16 protein-coding genes and 1 pseudogene are annotated in these 19152 nt (G+C 71.9%); 6 read left to right on the top strand and 11 right to left on the bottom strand.

Annotation, left to right across the window (positions count from 1 at the left end; translation table 11 throughout):
* Positions 1–88 precede the first annotated feature (88 nt).
* Positions 89–661: a dienelactone hydrolase family protein gene (locus ACIBQ1_RS61180; RefSeq protein ID WP_397292705.1), complete on the top strand. Its 573-nt coding sequence runs from the start codon at positions 89–91 to the stop codon at positions 659–661.
* A gap of 44 nt (positions 662–705) precedes the next feature.
* On the opposite strand, the gene ACIBQ1_RS61175 is transcribed toward ACIBQ1_RS61180, so the two are convergent.
* Positions 706–1566 (bottom strand): helix-turn-helix domain-containing protein, encoded by an 861-nt coding sequence (locus ACIBQ1_RS61175; protein ID WP_397292703.1) that lies wholly within the window; start codon positions 1564–1566, stop codon positions 706–708.
* A gap of 169 nt (positions 1567–1735) precedes the next feature.
* Here ACIBQ1_RS61175 and ACIBQ1_RS61170 point away from each other — a divergent pair, with 169 nt between their 5' ends.
* Positions 1736–2722 carry an aldo/keto reductase gene (locus tag ACIBQ1_RS61170; RefSeq protein WP_397292702.1) on the top strand — a complete coding sequence of 329 codons (987 nt, stop codon included), beginning with the start codon at positions 1736–1738 and terminating at the stop codon, positions 2720–2722.
* A 17-nt stretch (positions 2723–2739) separates the two neighbouring features.
* Here the strand turns inward: ACIBQ1_RS61170 and ACIBQ1_RS61165 are convergent, their stop codons facing one another.
* A complete protein-coding gene (locus tag ACIBQ1_RS61165) occupies positions 2740–3474 on the bottom strand; it encodes an aminoglycoside 3'-phosphotransferase (protein WP_397292701.1) in 735 nt (244 codons plus the stop codon).
* 288 nt (positions 3475–3762) lie between these two features.
* On the opposite strand from ACIBQ1_RS61165, the gene ACIBQ1_RS61160 reads away from it, so the two are divergent.
* Positions 3763–5121, top strand: coding sequence for a serine/threonine-protein kinase (locus ACIBQ1_RS61160; RefSeq protein WP_397292707.1), 1359 nt, complete (start codon positions 3763–3765; stop codon positions 5119–5121).
* 134 nt (positions 5122–5255) lie between these two features.
* Here the strand turns inward: ACIBQ1_RS61160 and ACIBQ1_RS61155 are convergent, their stop codons facing one another.
* The 8 genes and pseudogenes from ACIBQ1_RS61155 to ACIBQ1_RS61120 form a co-directional block, all read right to left on the bottom strand.
* Positions 5256–5975, bottom strand: a complete 720-nt coding sequence (locus tag ACIBQ1_RS61155; protein WP_397292699.1) for a TetR/AcrR family transcriptional regulator — start codon at positions 5973–5975, stop codon at positions 5256–5258.
* Between the two features lie 34 nt (positions 5976–6009).
* Positions 6010–7206, bottom strand: coding sequence for an FAD-dependent monooxygenase (locus ACIBQ1_RS61150; RefSeq protein ID WP_397292697.1), 1197 nt, complete (start codon positions 7204–7206; stop codon positions 6010–6012).
* A gap of 66 nt (positions 7207–7272) precedes the next feature.
* Positions 7273–9315: an ArnT family glycosyltransferase gene (locus ACIBQ1_RS61145; RefSeq protein WP_397292696.1), complete on the bottom strand. Its 2043-nt coding sequence runs from the start codon at positions 9313–9315 to the stop codon at positions 7273–7275.
* Positions 9316–9340: 25 nt separating this feature from the next.
* Positions 9341–10585 carry a glycosyltransferase gene (locus tag ACIBQ1_RS61140; protein WP_397292694.1) on the bottom strand — a complete coding sequence of 415 codons (1245 nt, stop codon included), beginning with the start codon at positions 10583–10585 and terminating at the stop codon, positions 9341–9343.
* 294 nt (positions 10586–10879) lie between these two features.
* Entirely contained in the window at positions 10880–11551 is a 672-nt protein-coding gene (locus ACIBQ1_RS61135) for a response regulator (protein ID WP_397292693.1), read from the bottom strand.
* Positions 11548–12744 carry a sensor histidine kinase gene (locus ACIBQ1_RS61130; protein WP_397292691.1) on the bottom strand — a complete coding sequence of 399 codons (1197 nt, stop codon included), beginning with the start codon at positions 12742–12744 and terminating at the stop codon, positions 11548–11550. The genes ACIBQ1_RS61135 and ACIBQ1_RS61130 overlap by 4 nt, the downstream gene beginning before the upstream one ends.
* 125 nt (positions 12745–12869) lie before the next feature.
* On the bottom strand, positions 12870–14081 hold the full coding sequence (locus ACIBQ1_RS61125; RefSeq protein WP_397292706.1) for a glycoside hydrolase family 28 protein: 1212 nt from the start codon (positions 14079–14081) through the stop codon (positions 12870–12872).
* Positions 14082–14210: 129 nt separating this feature from the next.
* A pseudogene (locus ACIBQ1_RS61120) lies at positions 14211–14270 on the bottom strand (twin-arginine translocation signal domain-containing protein); the annotation flags it as partial.
* A 297-nt stretch (positions 14271–14567) separates the two neighbouring features.
* Between ACIBQ1_RS61120 and ACIBQ1_RS61115 the strand changes: the two are divergent.
* Complete coding sequence (locus ACIBQ1_RS61115) at positions 14568–15116, top strand: YciI family protein (RefSeq protein ID WP_397292690.1); 549 nt, start codon at positions 14568–14570, stop codon at positions 15114–15116.
* A 193-nt stretch (positions 15117–15309) separates the two neighbouring features.
* Positions 15310–16521 carry a cytochrome P450 gene (locus tag ACIBQ1_RS61110; RefSeq protein WP_397292689.1) on the top strand — a complete coding sequence of 404 codons (1212 nt, stop codon included), beginning with the start codon at positions 15310–15312 and terminating at the stop codon, positions 16519–16521.
* A gap of 88 nt (positions 16522–16609) precedes the next feature.
* On the opposite strand, the gene ACIBQ1_RS61105 is transcribed toward ACIBQ1_RS61110, so the two are convergent.
* Positions 16610–18034 (bottom strand): MFS transporter, encoded by a 1425-nt coding sequence (locus tag ACIBQ1_RS61105; RefSeq protein WP_397292687.1) that lies wholly within the window; start codon positions 18032–18034, stop codon positions 16610–16612.
* A gap of 154 nt (positions 18035–18188) precedes the next feature.
* Between ACIBQ1_RS61105 and ACIBQ1_RS61100 the strand changes: the two genes are divergently transcribed.
* A complete protein-coding gene (locus ACIBQ1_RS61100) occupies positions 18189–19049 on the top strand; it encodes an SDR family NAD(P)-dependent oxidoreductase (protein WP_397292686.1) in 861 nt (286 codons plus the stop codon).
* Positions 19050–19152: the final 103 nt, after the last annotated feature.

Here is a 19152-nt window from a genome sequence, read left to right as displayed (position 1 = left end):
GGTAAGCCGTATGCGGGAAAACCGCACGTACGGAATTGAAAGGGGGATGGGGAACCGGGCCTTCACGGCACCGCGCCCCTGACTACCAATGGCGCGGATTCTCCTCTTGCACTCGATGTACGGCCTGCGGCCCGCCGTCCACCAGGCCGCCGACCGGTTCCGGACGGCCGGCCACGAGGTGCACGTCCCCGATCTGTACGACGGCCGGGTCGTCGACACCCCCGAGGAGGGGACCGCGATCAAGGAGGAGATCGGCCGCGACGAGCTGCTGAAACGGGCCGTGGCCGCGGCCGCCCCGCTGTCCGCCGACGGCCTGGTGTACGCGGGCTTCTCGCTCGGCGCGGCGGTCGCGCAGAACCTCGCCCTGAGCGACGAGGGGTCCCGGGGGCTGCTGCTGATGCACGGCACCTCCGACATGGCCGACGGCGTCTCGGCCGACGACCTGCCGGTCCAGCTGCACGTGGCCGACCCCGACACCTACGAACCCGTCGACTGGCTGAACGCCTGGTACATCCTGATGCGCCGGGCGCGGGCCGATGTGGAGGTCTTCCGCTATCCGGGCGTCGGTCACCTGTTCACCGATCCCGACCTGCCCGACTACAACGCCCAGGCCGCCGAGCGCGCCTGGGCCGTCGCGCTGGACTTCGTCGCCGGCCTGTGACCGCCCGGGGCCTGCCGTCCGTACCCGAACCGGCCCCTCGGGGGTCAGCCGCCGTTGACCGCGCGCAGGGCGCCGGGGAGGCGGCCCGTGAGGCGGTCGAGCGCCGCCGAGGTGGCCGCGTCACCCGGCAGGTGGGCGAGGATCCGCTGCCCGTCGTCGAACAGGTCGAGCACCTCGCACGCCAGCAGCAGCTCGCCTGCCTGCGGATGCGCCAGCCGCAGCCGCCGGGCCACCGTGGCCGGCGAGGGCGGCCCGGCCACGCGTTCGGCGAAGTCCCTGCCCGCGGCGAAGGTCAGCTCGGAGATGAGCTCCGGCGTGAACACGTCGTCGTGGGCCGCCTCCAGCTTGAGCGCCGCGACGTGCTCGTCCGCGATGCGGTCCCACTCGGGGAAGGCCGCCTTGGCCCGCGGGTCGGTGAAGGCGTACCTGATGACGTTGGGCGTGTCGCCGTCCAGCAGCCCGACGGGCCCGAACAGCCGTTCGTAGCCGCCGGTGCGAGCCAGCACGTCGCCCAGGCGGTTGAGCAGCACCGCGGGGGTGGGCTCGAACCGGTCGAGCAACGCGCGCACGGTGGGCCGCACGGTGCGGACGGGCGCCTGATTCGCCGCGGTGCACAGCGCCACGCTGCCGTTGAGCGTCTTGGACAGGGTGCGCAGGTGGTTGCGCTCGTCGGGGGTCATGCGCAGCGCGTCGGCGAGGGTGCCGAGCACCTGCATGGACGGGTTGCGGTCGCGGCCCTGCTCAAGCCTGGTCAGGTATTCGACGCTCACCCCGGACAGGGTGGCCAGCTCGGACCTGCGCAGCCCTGGCGTGCGCCGCCGCGGCCCGTCGGGCAGCCCGACGTCGGCCGGCTTGACGGCCTCGCGGCGGGCGCGCAGGAACGCCCCCAGCTCGTTGTCGCTCACAGCCCCCGAGTGTACGGGGACCGTCACCGCCTATCGTGGCCCTGCCAGGGCCAGTCTTCGCCCGGTCTCCCTCGGCCACGGGAGTGGCGGCAGGTTGGAACCCGTGGACAGGGCGCTGCCCGCGGCCGGAGCCACCACTCCCTTCTCACACCGAAAGGCGCTTGCTTACATGCGTTACCGTTTGCTGGGCCGTACCGGGCTCAGGGTCTCCGAGCTCTTCCTCGGCGCGATGACCTACCAGGAGCCGTCGGCGGAGGCCCGGCGCGTTCTCGACCTGTACGCCGACGCCGGCGGCAACGTCGTCGACACGGCCTCCATGTACGGCGAGAGCGAGAACGTCGTCGGCGAGCTGCTCCAGGGCCGCCGCGACCGGTTCGTCCTGGCCACCAAGTACACCCCCACCCGCGACCGCACCGACCCCGGCGCCGCCGGCAACCACCGCAAGAACCTCGTGCTGTCGCTGGAGCAGAGCCTGCGCCGGCTGCGGACCGACTACATCGACCTCTACTGGGTGCACGTGTGGGACAGGCACACCCCGATCGAGGAGACGATGCGCGCGCTGGACGACGCGGTCCGCGCCGGGAAGATCCTCTACGCCGGCATCTCGGACGCCCCGGCCTGGGTGACCAGCCGGGCCAACACCCTGGCCGAGTGGCGCGGATGGACGCCGTTCGCCGGGTTGCAGGTGCCGTACAGCCTGCTGCGGCGCGACATCGAGCGGGAGCTGCTGCCGATGGCTCAGGCGTTCGGGATGAGCGTGGCGGCCTGGGGGACGCTGGAGCGCGGCGTGCTGTCCGGCAGGTACGAAGTCCCCGGCGCGAGGGCCTCGCGCGTGTCGCCCGACTCGCTGACCGAGCGGGACCGGGCGGCGGCGCGCGCGGTGGTCGAGGTGGCCGTCGAGCTGGGGGTCACGGCCTCGCAGGTGGCGCTGGCGTGGGTGCTGGCGCGCGGGGTGCATCCGATCCTCGGGGTGAGCAGCGCCGAGCAGCTCAAGGACAGCCTGGGCGCGTCAGGACTGGCGCTGCCGGAGGAGGCGGTGCGGCGGCTGGAGTCGGCGGTGGAGTTCGAGCTGGGCTTCCCGCGCGACTTCGTCGAGGAGGTGGATCGCAGCCCGGACATCTACGGCGACGCCGTCCACCTCCTGGACGCCCGCTGAGGCATCGGCAGCCTGCGTCAGAGCAGCTCGTCCAGCAGCCGGTAGTAGTACAGCCGCTCTTCGTCGATGTGGCCGGCGAGGCCGTAGGCGGAGACGAACTCCTCCCATGCCGCCGGGCCGTGTTCCTCGTACAGGTCTCTGTGCGCGATGGCGAGGTCGCGGTACCGGTCGGCCACACCGAGCGCCGGCACGTCGATCACGACGGGCTGTCCCGAGGCGGGCAGCAGCACGTTGGAAGGGGTGTAGTCCCCGTGCGCGACGACGAGGTCCTCATCGCGCGGACGGGTGGCCAGCAGCCGGTCGTAGATCGTCTGAGGGGTCAGCCCGAGATGGTCGGCGTCGAAGTCGTCCGGGTCGACGAGGCCGTCACGGACGTTGGCCGCGGCGCGGTCGAGCACCGACGGCAGCCGGCCGTCGAAGGCGCAGCCGGCGATGGGCAGCTCGTGCAGCGTGCGCAGGGTCCGGCCCAGCACGGCACCCACGTCGGCCGGTGCCGCGGCCTCCAGGGACGGAGCTCCCACATCGGCGAGGACGAGAACGGGGTCGTGGAAGGCGACCACCTCGGGAACGGGCACGCGTCCGTGGAGCCAGCGCAGTCGCAGGTGCTCGGCCCTGGCGAGGGGGCCGTGCTTGACGTAGAAGACCTTCGACCCTGACCTGACCCTCAGGGCGGTGCCGCTGGCCCCTTCGTGATCGGACGACCAGGAGGCGTCCTGCTTGATCAGCCGGCGAAGTTGGTCGGGGAGCCGCATGGATCACATTCTCGTCCACGGGTGAGAAAGGATGGCCGGACGGCGGGGGATGCCCGCCGTCCGGCCCGCGGCCGGTGGCGGGTCGGCGAGCGCGGTGGCGGAGACCATAGACCGGTTCAGAGCGGCGACCTGGGTTTGCGGCGGAATCGGGTAACTCTGAGCGTCCTTGCAGTGCGGGGTGTACGAACGCGTGGTATCTACGGCCCGGCTGCTCAGGATCGTATTACGGACCACGACGCCCAGGCCGGTGACTATTCTGATCACCGTCATTCGAGGGCAAGAGGGCGGATGGTCATGACATCGGCGCAGCCTGGCTACATGGTCAGCGGACGTTACCGGCTGATCGCCGTACTGGGGTCCGGCGGGTTCGGGCGGGTCTGGCGTGCCCACGACCAGGTCCTGGACGTCGACGTGGCGATCAAGGAACTGCAACTGCTGCCCGGGATGTCAAAGGCGGAGCAGGACAAGCGCCTGGAGCGCACCGCACGTGAAGCCCGCAACGCCGTCCGGTTGCGGGCACACGAGAACATCGTGGCCATCCACGACATCGTTTCGGATGACCTGCCCTGGATCGTGATGGAGCTGATCGACGGTCAATCACTGCACGAGCACCTCGACACGCAGGGACCGTTGCCGGTGGAGCAGGCCGTGCAGCTCGCCGCGGGGCTGCTGGCAGCACTCGGCGCGGCGCACCAGGCGGGCATCGTGCACCGCGACATCAAGCCGGCCAACGTCATGCTCTCCGCGGAAGGCAGGGTGCTGCTCACCGACTTCGGGATCGCGGTCCACACCACCGACACCACCCTGACGGCCACCGGGATGCTCATCGGCTCACCCGAGTACATGGCCCCCGAACGGTTGCGCGGCACCGATGGGCTTCCCGCCAGTGACCTGTTCTCCCTCGGCGTGACCCTGTACCAGGCCGTCGAGGGCGTCTCACCGTTCCGCCGCGACACCCAGCCGGCGGCCCTGACCGCGGTCCTGCTGGAAGACCCCCCGCCGCCGCAACGTGCAGGCCGGCTCGCACCACTCATCACCCGGCTGCTCGACAAGGACCCGCACAGCAGGCCGACTGTCGAGGAGACGCTGGCCATGCTCGGCGAGCAGCAGCCGAGCCGGGTCCATGTCCGGGACCGCACCAAGATCCTCCCATCCGGGCAGGGGTGGCAGCGCAAAGGCGTCGCGGTGATGATGGCGATCATCTTCGCCCTCGGTGTCCTCGGCCTCGCGAACGCCCTCGGTGTCCTCGGCCTCCCCGCCGTCAGCGACCCCTGGGCGTACATGAGTCGTAAAGTGATGACACACCCGTTGGGCGTTGCCCTGGCCGTCGTCCTCGTCACCGACATCGGTCTGGCCGGCTTGTTGTGCGCCCAGGTCGCCCGGTTCTTAGCGCCGATCGCTGGCATGACCGTTGCGATCTTGGGGGGTGCCGCCGGGTTCCTCGCCGGTGCCGGCGCCGTGGTTCTCGCCTTTGACGGCATCGCCGTTCTTCTGGCGATGATGGACACCGATGGCGGCGGCAGACCCTGGGTGATCCCGTTGATCGTGATCACTGTCATCATGTTCCTCACGGGGGGCTGGGCCTGGGAGTCGAGGAAGGCCTGGCACCCACGGGGATTCCAGAAGCGGGGATCACCCTCGTCATAGGGTCACGTCGAAACAGGCACCCTGCGGGGCGGCCTGCGCTCGTGACCTCGGTTGCGCCGGTCGAACCTGAGCTGATGGCCGGCCCGCCGCCTGCCGATCTATCGGCCGCCCGCACCGTCCGTCGCCGGCCGCGGTCATTGCTGGAGGGTCTGGCTGCGCCCGATGAGGTCCAGCATCGCCTGCTGGATCTGGCGCAGGACGGCGAGGGTCTCCTCGGCGGCCGCGGCGATGGCCGCCTCGCCGGGGGCGACGGGAGGGTCGAGCAGCTGGGCCACGGTGTCGGCGAGGACCTGGTCGGGGTCGTCGACGCCGGACGGGGCGGCGGCCGGGTCGGACAGGGCGGCGCCGAACCCGGTGAGCACGGCGTGCACGGCGTAGGTCAGGTCGCGCAAGGGACGGTCCTGGCGGATCAGCCCGTGGCGGTGATGGATCGGCATGCCCGTCTCGCACAGGGCACTGGGCGTGGTGCGGGCGAACAGCTCGCGGTCGCCGGCCTGCTGGGTGAGCAGCCGCAGCAGGTCGGCGTCGCCGCTCTGCACGCGGCGGGCGAGGGGGAGCCGCTGCCCCGTGCGGATCAGCAGCGGGGCCAGGCGGCGCGGCAGCACGGTGGCGGGGTCGGCGGCGACGCGGGCGATGATCTCGTCCAGGAAGGTCAGCACCTCGCGGGCGAACAGGCCGAGGATGAGGTCCTCCTTGGCGGGCCAGTACAGGTAGACGGTGCCCTTGCCGACCCCCGCCGCGCGGGCGATCTCGCTGATGGTGACCTTGCGCACGCCGTGATCGAGCACCAGCTCCCGTGCGCTGTCCAGGATGCGGGCGGCTTTGCGGGAGCGGTGTTCGATCAGCTGGCTCACCTGGGCTGTCCTCTTCTTCCGTGCCGCGGTCAGGTCACACGGCGGCGATGTCGAGAGTCTTGTTCTTCATGTCCGCGCCGTTCATTATCTTGCCCATCGCCTGCCCGATGAGCGGCGCGCGCATGAGGCGCAACATCGCGGAACGCATGATCATTTCCTTGCGGTCGTGGGGCGTGAAGATCCTCCGCATGATCAGCGCGCTGTTCTGCTCGGTCTCGATGAAGGGGCGCATCCGGGCCTCCCAGGCGCGCAGCGCGCCGGGCAGGTCGGCGGGGTGGCGCTGCAGCATGGTGCCCAGCAGCTCGCCTCCGGCGATGCCGCTGGAGGCGCCCATGCCCGCGTACAGGGTCACGCACCAGGCGGCGTCGCCGACCAGGACCACCCGGCCCTGGTGCCAGCGCGGCATCTTGACCTGGTTCACCGAGTCGAACAGGGCCTCCGGGGCCTGCTCGAACGCCGTGAGCAGCTTCTCCAGGAGCGGCCCGGTGGGCTGCGGGCCGAACGCGGCGCGGATGGACTCGATCGGCGGGCGGGCGAACTCGGCGTCGACGTCGTCGGTGCGGTAGGAGAACAGCAGGCCCGGCGCGTGGTCGGCGAAGGGGAAGATCCAGGCCGAGCGGCCCGGCTCGGCCAGGGTCAGGCCCTGGTCCTGTCGGATGCCCTCGATCGGCTTGTCCAGGACCGTGGCGCCGATCATGTAGTTCAGCGGACGCAGGCGGTCCTCGGGGCCGAAGGCCAGCCCGCGTACGGTCGAGCGCATCCCGTCGGCGCCCACAACCAGGTCGAAGCGCTCGGTGACCGTGTCGTTCAGCGTCACCTCCACTCCGGAATCGTCCTGGCGGATGTGGGTGGGCACGGTGGAGTAGCGGATCTCCACATCGGCCGGCAGCGCGGAGAACAGCGCCCGCTCGACGTCGCCGCGCAGCACCACCCGGGGTTTGCCGGGCAGGCCGGCCAGGCTCATGCCGACGGTGTGGCGTCCGGCCCGGTTCACCTCGTACGGGGCGGGCCGCGGGGTACGGTCGCCGATCGCCTCCAGCACGCCCAGCCGCCGCGCGGAGGCGAGACCGGTGCCGAACAGCAGGATGAAGTACCCGCCCGAGCGACGTGCCGGGGCCCGCTCCACCACGACCGGCTCCCAGCCGACCTGACGCAGCCGCAGCGCGGTGGCGATGCCCGCGATCCCGAGCCCCACCACCAGCGCACGGCCGCGCCCGACTGCGTCCTTCATGACGACTCCCTTTCTGTCGTGTCACGACGACCCTATCTGACGAACTGACCAAATTGGTACTGTTGGTCAGTCGGCGGCGCAGTCGTAGAGGGTGGTGGCTCCCGCGATGCCGCCGGTCGTGGGACCTCCCCCGTACGCGGCGGCGGGGACCTCGGCGCAGTTGTCCTTGATCCACTGCGAGCGCTGCGGGCTCGTCCCGCCCATCATGGCCGCGAAGCCGCCCCTGCCGGATCCCAGCACGAAGCGCAGTCGCCCGGAGCTCGTCCAGTCCTTCAGCTGCCGGACGGTCGGGGCGTCGTCGATGCCGATGAAGCCGCCCATGCCGATGACGGTGACGTCGCTGTTCAGCACGAAGCCGGAAGCGAGCATTGCGCCACCCTCGACGGCGAGCTTGATCCGGGCGGAGCCGGAGTTCTTGACGGCATAGTCGAGGATCTTGCGCTGGTCGGGGGTGAGCTCGGCGCCGCCGCCGGGAAAGCCTCCGGGGAGCCCGGACGGCATGCCGCCGTTCCCGCCCGGGAATCCTTCGGGGAGCTCCATCCCTGGCGGAAGCTCCATGCCCGGCGGGAGCTCCATGCCCGCTGGTGGTCCGAACCCGCCCCCGCGGCCGAAGGGCATGGTCGGCGGCCCCGCGGTGGGGTTGGCGCCGCCCATCGCCGACGTGGTGCCCGGAACGCCGGCCGCCCAGGCCGCGGGTGCCGCCAGCACCGCCACGACCGCGACGCCGAGGGCGGCGGGCAGCAGCCGTCGCCGGCCGGCGGACAGCAGGAGCAGCACGACCGCCGCCACTCCGGCCGCGGCCACGGGCCACGCCAGCCAGCCGTTCCAGGACGGGACCCGCCCGACCAGCACATACGCCCAGGCCGCGGTCACCGCGACGGCCCCGGCTCCCAGCGGGAGCGCCCAGCGAGCCCCCGCCCGGTGGGCACGCGCCAGCGTCGCGACGAAGCCCGCGGTGACGGCGGCGACCGCCGGGGCCAGCTGCGTCGTGTAGTACGGATGGAAGATCCCTTGTTGCGTGGCGAACACCAGGCCGCAGACCATCAGCCAGGTCCCCCACAGCACCCATCCGGACGCGGCGAGCGGCTCACCGGACGTCGCGACCCCGCGCCGGCCCAGCACGGCGACGGCTGCGGCCAGCGCCAGGGCCACCCCGCACAGCGGCAGCAGCCAGCTGATCTGCCCGCCGACCTGGTCGTTGAAGAGCCGTCCCAGGCCGGCCGCCCCACCGAAGGAGATGCCGAAGCCGCCCGCCGGCCCGCCGCCGTTCCCGCCGAGGATCCGGCCGAGGCCGTTGTAGCCGATGACCAGGTCCCAGGCGCCGCCGTCGGTGCTGCCGCCGATGTACGGGCGGCTGCCCGGCCAGAGCGCGACCATCGCCACCCACCACAGGGAGGACGCCACGAGGACCCCGCCGCCGGCCAGCAATCCGGTAAGCCGGCCGAGCCAGGGGCCGCGCGCGCCGACCAGCCAGGCCGCCGCGAAGGCGGGGATCACCATCCACGCGGCCAGCATCTTGGTCATGAAGCCGAGGCCGATCAGCAGTCCGGCGGCGCACAACCAGCGCAGGCCGGCGCGGCCGGAGTCGGTCCGCAGGGCCCGGGTCAGCGCGTACGCCGCCGCCACCAGCGTCAGCACCAGCAGGGTGTCGGGGTTGTTGTCGCGGTTGATCGCCACCGTGATCGGGGTCAGGGTCAGGACCAGCGCGGCCAGCAGCCCGGCCGCCTCGCCGGCCCACAGGCGTACGGTGCGGTGCAGCAGGAACACCGTGGCGACGCCCTCCAGCACCTGGGGCAGGATCATCGCCCAGCCGTGCAGGCCGAAGATCTTGGTGCTGAGGACCTGCGGCCACAGCGCCGCCGGCGGCTTGTCGACGGTGATCACGCCAGCCGGATCGTAGGCGCCGAACAGGAAGTTCATCCAGCTCTGGCCCATCGACTTCACGGCGGCGGCGTAGTAGCTGTTGCCCCAGCCCAGGGAGCCCAGGGCCCAGCCGTACAGGCCGGCGGCCAGCAGCAGGATCGCCGCGAGCGCGGCCGGTGCCGCCCAGGCCGGGAGCGGGCGGCCTGTGGCGCGGGGCGGCGATGGGAGTTCGGTGGTGTAGGTCATCTGTGCTTCGCTTCTCCGAAGACGGTCAGGGCGTGGTGCGGCGGAAGACGGCCAGGCGCAGCGTCACGAAGCGGACGGCGGTGACCAGCACGGACGAGGCGGTGAGCACGAGCGTCTCGGCCGCGGCCGACGCGCCGGGCTGGACCTGGCGGAACAGCAGCACGGCGGCGGAGGTGACGACGTACCCGAGCAGGAACAGGGCGCCGGCTCCCAGGTGCGCCCGCCCGGCCCCCGTGCCGGACCAGCGGAAGGTGAGGCGGCGGTTGGCCTCGGTGTTGAGCACGGTCAGGACGATCAGCGACACCAGGTTCGCGAGCGCGGGCGGCCACCACGCGCGCAGCAGCCAATACAGCAGGGCCTGACCGGCCGTCGAGAGCACGCCGATAGCCACGAAGCAGCCGACCTCCCAGGTGATGCGGGAGCGTGCCCTGGCGGGGGCCAGCACGGCGTCGGGGTGCTCGGCGGCGGGGGCGGGGCGCCGCGGCAACGGGGCCCGCGCGATACCTGACGCCTTCATGCGCGCCACCCGCCACAGTCCGCGCAGATCGTCCGCGGCGGTGCTGACGACGTCGACCCGGGTGTCGACGTCCTCGACCCAGTCGACCGGGACCTCGTGGATGCGCAGCCCGTTGTGCTCGGCCAGCAGCAGCAGCTCGGTGTCGAAGAACCAGGCGTCGTCCTGCGTCCTTTCGAGCAGCGGGCCGAGCACGTCCGTACGGGCGGCCTTGAAGCCGCACTGCGCGTCGCTGAACCGGGCTCCGTGGGTGAGCCGGATGATCGCGTTGTAGCAGCGGGAGATCAGCTCGCGGCGCGGTCCGCGCACCGTGCGCGCGCCGGGGGCCAGCCTGCTGCCGATGGCCAGATCGGAGTGGCCGCTGGCGAGCGGGGCGATCAGCGGCAGCAGCCCGTCCAGGCGCGTGGACAGGTCGACGTCCATGTAGACGACGATGTCGGCCTCGCTCGCGCCCCACACCGTCCGCAGCGCGAGCCCGCGCCCCTTCCTGTCGAGGTGGACCACGTTCGTCCCGGGGAGCTCGGCGGCCAGTTCCCGGGCCACCTCCAGCGTCCGGTCGACGCTCGCGTTGTCCGCCACGGTGATCCGCCAGGGGAACGGCATCCGCTCGCGGAGGTGCGCGTGCAGGGTGCGCAGGCATCCGGGGAGCGCGCGCTCCTCGTTGTATACGGGGATGACGATCTCGACCGTGGGATTCGGCAGCCGCGCGGGCTGAAAATCGCGGAGGGCGCCTGGGGCGCGGCTCATCTTGATCATTGACTTCCTCAGGTAGGGGATGCCGGACCGGCGGTCCTCCACGATCCGCGGCGCCGGAACGCCGGGGTGACGCAGAGGGCGAACGCGACCACGACGATCGTGCTCGCCGCCGGACGCTGCCGCACCGATCGCGTCCCTGGCGTCGCGCACGGCGCCTGGGCCGGCGACGTTGTGGTCGCTCCTCAAGCCTCGTGGCGCCGCTCCGGACGGACGTCCGCCTGGAGGAGGGTTCTGAGCTGCCGCGAGCGCAGCAGACGCGGAACGCGGGCTACTGCGCTCGCGGTTCCCGGCCGATCAGCGGGCCTGGGGGCGGACCAGGCCGGTCTCGTACGCGATGATCACCAGCTGGGCGCGGTCGTGCGCCTTCAGCTTGGTCATCGCCCGGTTGACGTGCGTCTTGGCGGTCACCCGGCTGATCCCCAGCAGGTCGGCGATCTCGTCGTTGGTGCGCCCGCAGGCCACCAGGGTCATCACCTCGCGCTCGCGCTCGGTGAGCACGGCCAGGTCATCGGGCACGTGCTGGACCGAGACGCCGGGGCCGGCCAGGAAGCGGGTGATCAGGCCTCTGGTCGCCGACGGCGACAGCAGCGCCTCGCCCTTGGCGACCACCCTGATGGCCTCCTGCAGCTCGCCGGCCTCCACGCCCTTGCCGAGGAAGCCGCTGGCGCCCGCCTGCAGCGCGGCGAAGACGTACTCGTCGATCTCGAACGTGGTCAGGACCAGCACCCGGACCCCGGCCATGGCGTCGTCGCCGGTGATCGCCCGCGTCGCGGCCAGGCCGTCCATCCCGGGCATGCGGACGTCCATCAGCACCACGTCGGCCATGGTCTCCCGCGCCAGCCGTACGGCGTCGCGGCCGTCGGCGGCCTCGCCGACCACCTCCAGGTCGGGGGCCGAGTCGATCAGCACCCGGAACCCGGCGCGGACCAGCGCCTGGTCGTCGGCCAGCAGCACCTTGACGGTCATCGCCTGCCCTCCCTGGAGGTGGGGAGCACGGCGTGCACCCGGAACCCGGCGCCGTCCACGGGCCCGGCGAGGAAGGTGCCCTCGACCGACAGGGCCCGCTCCCGCATGCCGATCAGCCCGTGACCGGTCCCGGAGGAGATCCCGCCCGCGCCGCCCCGGCCGTCGTCGGTCACGTCGACGATCATCCCGTCGGCGGCGTACTCGATCCGCACGGTGGCGGTCGCCCGCGGCGCGTGCTTGCTCACGTTGGTCAGCGCCTCCTGGACGATCCGGAACGCGGCCAGGTCCACGGGCGCGGGCAACGGCCTCGGGTCGCCGTAGACCATCCAGCCCAGCTTCAGCCCGGCGGCGGCGAAGGAGTCGGCCAGCTCGGGCAGCCGGTCCAGCCCCGGCGCGGGCTCGGTGAGGAGTTCGTCGCGGCTGCCGGGACGGCGCAGCAGCCCCACCGTCGTCCGCAACTCGTCCAGCGCCTCCTTGCCGGCCTCACGGACATGGCCCAGCGCCGTGCGGGCCTGCTCGGGCTCGGTCGCCAGCAGGTACGAGGCCACCTGCGCCTGCACGTTGATCAGCGCGATGTGGTGGGCGAGAACGTCGTGCAACTCCCGGGCGATGTGCAGCCGTTCCTCCATCACCCGGCGTTCGGCCTCCTTCTCGCGCGTCGCCTCGGCCCGGCGCGCCCGCTCCTCGACGGCGGCCACGTAGGCCCGCCGGCTGCGCAGCGAGTCGCCGACGGCGGTGGCCATGCCGATGGACGCGATCGGCGCCAGCACCTCGGGCTCCAGCCACCCGCTTCCGTCGAACACGATCCTGGCCACGGCGACCACGAGCGCGGCGAGCCCCCCGTACGCCCACGCGTGCCGGCGCGGGCATCGCGAGGCCACCGTGTAGACCGCGACCGCCGGCCACAGGTCCAGCAGGCTCCGCCCGCTGCCGATCGCGGTGTAGGCGACGAACCCGGCGACCGTGACGGCGAGCACGGAGCGGGGCCACCGGCGCCGGAAGGCCAGCGCGCCGCAGACGACCGAGGCCAGCGCGATGTCGTGCGCGGCGAGGGGCCGCATCGGGCTGTGCCACTCCACCCCCGGCGGCGGGGGCGGGCCCGGCGCCAGCAGCGTCATCGCATACACGCACACGGCCAGGATCGTGTCGGCCGCGTAGGGACGGGAAAGGAGCTCCCGTCTCAGCCAGGTCACCGTACGCACCACTAAACACTAGGTCTGAGCTGGGCGAATTCCCTCATCCCTGGGTACCCCTCCGCGCTACTGCGACCGCAGTACGGCGCCCGGCCCCCGCACTCAGGGCTACTTGATCGACTTCATCACTGCTCCACCCCGTTCACGAACACCCTCCGCAGGACCAGGTCGTCCGTGAACGCGATCTTGTCCGGGCCGGCGACGTTCGTGAACGCGCACCGCTCAAGACGCACGCCGGCCAGGTGGTCGGTCTCCAGGCCGACGAGGTTCAGCACGGCGTCGGCGCCGTCCAGCCGGGTGTGCTCCATCCGGATGTCGCGTACCGACACCGGCTCGGCGCCCTGCTCGTTGCTCGCGTAGGCCATGTTGACGAACATCACCTCGCGGTCCACGTTCTGACCGGTGAAGCCGCGTACGTGGACGCCCTGGACGAAGCCGCCGCGCTTCTTGCTGGCCTTGATGTAGACGGGGTACTTCACCGGGTAGTTGCCGGGGAAGTCCGGCGAGTTGATCACACACCGTTCGGCGAAGACGTTGCGGACGCCGCCCGACATCTCGCTGCCGACCGTGATGCCGCCCCAGCGGCCCGAGAACAGGCAGTCCTGGACGACGATGTTCTCGCTGGGCACGCCCACCCGCCTGCCGTCGGCGTCGCGTCCCGACTTGACCGCCACGCAGTCGTCGTTGGTGTTGAACCGGCAGTCGTGGATGTGCACGTACGACGACGACTCGGGGTCGCAGCCGTCGGTGTTGTAGAGGGTGCTGACCACGGTGATGCCGCGGACGGTGACGTTCGTGGACAGGACCGGGTTCACGGTCCACATGGGCGGTTCGAGGATCGTGACATCACTGACCAAGATGTCTCGACATTTCACGAACTGGACCATGGCTGGGCGCAGGTAGTGCCCCGCCCCGAACACCCGCTGCCCGACCGGCACGCCCTCGTCGCCCATCCTGCGCAGCTCCCGCTGGTCGGCGCCTTGAGGGCCGCTGTTGGCGTACCAGCTCTCCCACGGGCCCCGCCGGGCCTGGCCGTCGAGCGTGCCCTTGCCCGTGACCGCGATGTTGCGCTGGCCGAGGGCGTAGATGAAGGGGCTGTAGTTGTAGCATTCCGTGCCCTCCCACCGGGTGAGGACGACCGGCAGGTACGCGTTCGGGTCGGTGCTGAAGGCGATCACGCCGCCTTCGGACACGTGCAGCTCGACGTCGCTGAGCAGGTGGACGGCGCCGGTGAGGAAGCGCCCCGACGGGACGACGACCCGGCCGCCGCCCCGGCGATGGCACTCCTCGATCGCGGCCCTGAACGCGGCCGTGCAGTCGGTCGTGCCATCACCCACGGCGCCGAACGCGGTGACATCCCACCTTCGGTTCCTGAATCGAGGGGGTCGGATCTTGCGCAGGATGCGTGGCACCTCGTGCCAGGGGTCAGACGATTGGGCCTCGGCGTGCGCCGACACGGTTCCGGGGACGAGCGCGGCCGCGGTGAGAGCTCCGCCGGCCTTGAGGAGAGATCGTCGGGAGGGCATGGTCACCACCGGGGGTAGTGGAGACATCGGATCTCTGGAGCGTAAATGCTCTCTTGTCGGAATTCAATTCTTGACGAAGTTAATAGTGAGCGGGCGCCTCGGCGAGAAGGCCGGCCATGCCGTCTCCCCGACGCCCACCGCGGAGTCGTCGTGCCGACCAGACACGCGTCCGATGGCGTCACCGGCAACCTCCGGCGGCCGACCGGCGGACCACGCACCGGACAGATCCTCACCCTCTTCGTCTCCGTGCCCGGCGTCGGCGGGCCCTGACCGAGGTTCGTGGTAGGAACTCCCGGCATGGAGTTCTTCTGCTATCACCGTGACCGGTCTGACACCGCCGCGCTGCGCGACAAGCTGCTGGAAGCGCACTGGTCCTACATGGACCGGTACGCGGCGGAGATGATCGCCCGTGGCCCGACCTTCGGCCGCGGCACCGACACGGCCACCGGCAGCGTGCACATCGTCGACCTGCCGGATCTCGCCACCGCGCGTGCTTTCGTCTTCGACGAGCCCAACTACCAGGCGGGTGTGTACCGGGACGTGATGTTGCGCCGATGGCGCAACGTCCTGGGACGCACCATGTGGGAGTTCCCCGGCGGCCGGGAGGGCGGCAACCGGTATCTGGTGCTGGGTCTCGGCTCCGGTCAGGCGGCCGACCTCGTCCCGCCGCCCGACCGGGACGAACTGATCGCGTACGGGCCGCTGCTGTCCGACGACGGCACCACCTGGCTGGGTACGGCGCTGCTGGTCCGGGCACCGGACCCCGAGGCGGCACGCTCCGTCCTGACCCAGGACCGGTACGCCGACATCGAGGTCCACGACTGGGAGTTCGGCGGACGGCGGTGACGAGCACCGTACGGCCAGGTGACGCAGGCTGAGCTGGGAGCGCTCGGGCCGCCGGCTCAGCCTGCGCGACGCCTTGCGCAATGGCGGGAGCGGCAGATGTTGAGGGCTCGGCAGTGACAACGTTCGCGACTTGGCCCGGTCGAGCGCAACGCGGAAAGTGAGGGGGACATTGATCCCATAGTGGGGAACTTCCATGGCTACTCCTCTCCAGATCCCCGTGCCGTCGGAGCGGACGTCCGAGACCATCCGCCGTTACCACGACCAGAGCGGGCCGGTCCTGCGCATCGAGCTGCCGGGCCAGGTGCCCGCCTGGCTCGTGACCTCGTACGAGGTGGTCAGCGAGGTCCTGACGCACGACGACACGCTGTTCAGCAAGAACCCGGCGAACTTCACGGCGCTGAACGACGGCACCATCCCGGCCGACTGGCCGCTGCGCCAGCTCATCGAGGGCGAACACCTGCTGACCCAGGACGGCGCGGACCACCGGCGGCTGCGGGGTCTCATCAACCGGGCCTTCACCCCCGCCCGCGTGCAGGGGCTGGCCCCGCGCATCCAGCGGATCACCGACGAGCTGCTCGACCGGATGGCCGACCAGGGTGACGCGGTGGACCTGGTGAGCTGCTTCACCGAGCCGCTGCCGGTCATGGTGATCTGCGAGCTGTTCGGGGTGCCGCGGAGCGAGCAGCAGCAGATCCGCGACTGGAGCCACACCCTGCTGCAGCACACCACCCCGCCGGAGGAGATGCTCGCCACCAACGCCGGGCTGCTCGGGTACCTGGCCGCCTTCATCGAGCGCAAACGCGACGACTCGGGCGACGATCTCACCACGGGCCTGATCCGCGCGCAGGAGGACGACGGCGACCGCCTGTCCGACAGCGAGATGTTGTGGATCCTGTGGCTGGTGCTCATCGCCGGTCACGAGACCACGGTGCACCTGATCGCCAACGCGGTCGTGGCCCTGTGCTCGGACCCGGAGCAGCTGGCCCACGCGCGCGCGAAGAACACCTGGGAACAGGTGGTGGAGGAGGTGCTGCGCAGCAGGAACTCGGTGGTCAGCGTCATGTTCCGGTATCCGCTGCGGGACGTGCGGCTCGGCGGGGTGACGGTCGGGGCGGGCCAGCCCATCATGATCGGTGTCAGCAGCACCGGGACGGACAGGGCCAGGTTCGGCGGGGAGGCGGAGCGGTTCGACGCGGTGCGGGAGCCGGGCGCGCACCTCGGGTTCGGCCGCGGGCCGCACTTCTGCCTGGGAGCGCCGCTGGCCAGGCTGGAGGCACGCATCGCGCTGGCGTCGTTGTTCGGCAGGTTCCCGGATCTCCGGCTGGCGGTCGAACCCGGCGAGGTCCGGTACACATCATCCCTCGTCACAGAGGGGCCCACGACGCTGCCGGTGCTCCTCCGTTAGCGGTCCCGTCGCCGCTCGCACCGGGCGACCAGGGGCATCACCGTCGAGGAGGCCCGCGCGCGCTCGAACCCGAGCGGTGCCCCGGACCTCACCGCGGCCATGACGACCTTGCTCGCGGTCGTCGCCTGACCGACCCCGCCGGCACCGGCGTTCGGGCGCGCGGACGCAGCACGGCATGGGCCAGCACCCCCAGCGCGCCCGCCACCAGCACCGACAGCGCGGTCAGCGTCGCGCTCCGCCAGTCGCCGCCGTCCAGCGCGCCGAAGAAGACCGTGCCGGTGATCGTGCCGCCGAGCACGCCCCCGGTCTCCTGAACGGTCCCGAGCACCCCGGCCGCGGCTCCCGCCCGCTCGGGCCGTACGGCCGACAGCACCGAGGAGAGCAGCGGCGACATGATCAGCCCCATCCCGGCCCCGACCACGAGGAGGGCCAGGGCCACCTGGTACGGCTGCGCCGCGCGCGCCACGACGTCGTACAGCAGGCACAGCCCGAGCAGCAGCACGGGTGCGCCGAAGCGCCCAGGGCGGAGCGAGGCGGCGAAGAAGCCCGTGTTGAGCGCGGTGCACACGGCTCCGGCGGCGAGCGGGCCGAGGCCGAGGCCGTCCTGCAGGTAGAGGGCGAGCACGAACGACAACCCGGCCGAGGTGCCGAAGAGCAGCGCCACCGCGACCAGGCCCCAGGTGAACGTCCGGTCCGTGAACACGCCGAGGTCGAGCAGCGGGGTCCGCCCCGAGGCCGCCAGCCGCCGCTGACGCCGGACAAACGCGACCAGGATCGGGCCGGAGGCGGCCAGGCACCACCAGGCCCACGGCGGCCAGCCCTGTTCGCGGCCCTCGATCAGGGGCAGCACCACCGCCACCTGCCCGGCGGTCACCAGTCCGGCCCCGCCCAGGTCGAGCCAGGCCCGGGACGTGCCCTCCCCGGCCCGCCGCGGCGGCGACGGCAGCGGCCGGGGGAGCAGGCGTCCGGTCATGGCCAGCGCCGCGGCGCCGATGGGCACGTTCACCAGGAAGCAGGCCCGCCAGCCCAGCCCCAGCGGATCGGCGGACACCAGCACACCGCCGATCGCCTGGCCGCTGACCCCGGCCAGGCCGACGGCGGTGCCGTACCAGCGGAAGGCCGTGGCCCGGTCGGCGCCCCGGTAGAGCTCCCCGAGCAGCGTGAGGACCTGCGGCGCGAGCAGCGCCGCCGCGACGCCCTGCCCGACCCTGGCGGCCACCAGCCAGGCCGCCCCGTCCGCGAGCCCGCACCCCGCCGACGCCACCGTGAACAGCGCCAGCCCGGCACGGAACATCCGCCGGTGCCCGTACAGGTCGCCGAGCCGCCCGGAGGTGATCAGCCCGGCCGCGTACGCCAGCCCGTACCCGGCGACCACGAACTGCACCGCCGCGTCACCGGCCCGCAGGTCGGCGCGGATGGACGGGACGGCCAGGTTCGCGACGAAGAAGTCCAGCGTGGTCACGAACACCGCGACCAGCAGCACGGGCAGGGCCGCCCAGCGGCGGGCAGTCATGAGGAGCTCCAGAGGACCGAGGGGAAGGACGTGGGGAAGAACACCGCGGTGCGGCGAACGGTTGACCCTCACCCTGGAGCTGCGGAGTTATGGATCCCTTCGGAACGGCTACGGGTTTGCGTTCGAGCGCGCTCGAAGCCATAGCGTTCCCGCCATGACGACGAAGACCTGGATCATCACCGGCGCGTCCCGCGGTTTCGGGCGTGCGCTGGCGGAGGCGGCGCTCATGGCGGGCGACCGCGTGGTGGCGGCGGTACGCCGGCCGGAGAGCGTGGCCGACCTGGCGGCGAAGCACCCGGACGACTGCCTGATCGCGAAGTTCGACGCCCGGGACACCGCTGCGGCCGCCGAGCTCGTACGTGCCGCTCTTGTCCGTTTCGGACAGCTCGACGTGCTCGTCAACAACGCGGGCCGGGCCGTGGTCGGAGCGGTCGAGGAGGTCGGCGACGAGCGGTTGCGCGAGTTGATGGATCTGCACCTGTTCGGCCCCGCCGCGCTCGTCCGCGCGGCGCTGCCCGCGATGCGCGCGCGGGGCACCGGGACGATCGTGCAGATGAGCAGCCAGGGCGGACGGATGTCGTTCCCCGGCGTGTCGGCGTACTCCGCGTCGAAATTCGCTCTCGAAGGCTGGTCGGAGGCGCTGGCCGGCGAGGTCGCGCAGTTCGGGATCCGCGTGATGATCGTCGAGCCCAGCCGGTTCCGGACCGACTTCAACGCGGGTGACGTGCTGGAGTTCGTGGAGGCGTCCGAGACCTACCGTGAGCTGCTGGCGGCCGTACGCGCGGACATGGCCGGGGCCGACGGCCGCCAGGAAGGCGACCCGGTGCGGGCGGCCGAGATCATCGTGTCCCTCGCGCACGGCGACGAGGTGCCGCTGCGGCTTCCGCTCGGGCGCGAGGCGGTCGAGCGGATCTCGGGCGCGTACCGGCGTGGCCTGGACGGGGTCGAGCAGTGGGCCGAGACCGCTCGGAGCGCCGACTTCGAGGGTGTCCCGGCGTCGGTCCGGCCGGTCTAGGCTGGTGGTCATGTTGCGTCCTGGAAGCTGGTCCAGGCCTGCGGGTGAAAGTCCCGTCCGGGTAAGCATCGGAGCGCCCGGTAGCAGGCCCCGGCCCGTCATG

The organism is Nonomuraea sp. NPDC050153 (genome assembly GCF_044460125.1).
Classification (GTDB): Bacteria; Actinomycetota; Actinomycetes; order Streptosporangiales; family Streptosporangiaceae; genus Nonomuraea.
The sequence above is the reverse complement of the archived record's forward strand: the minus strand, read 5'-3'. Positions and strand labels throughout refer to the sequence as shown.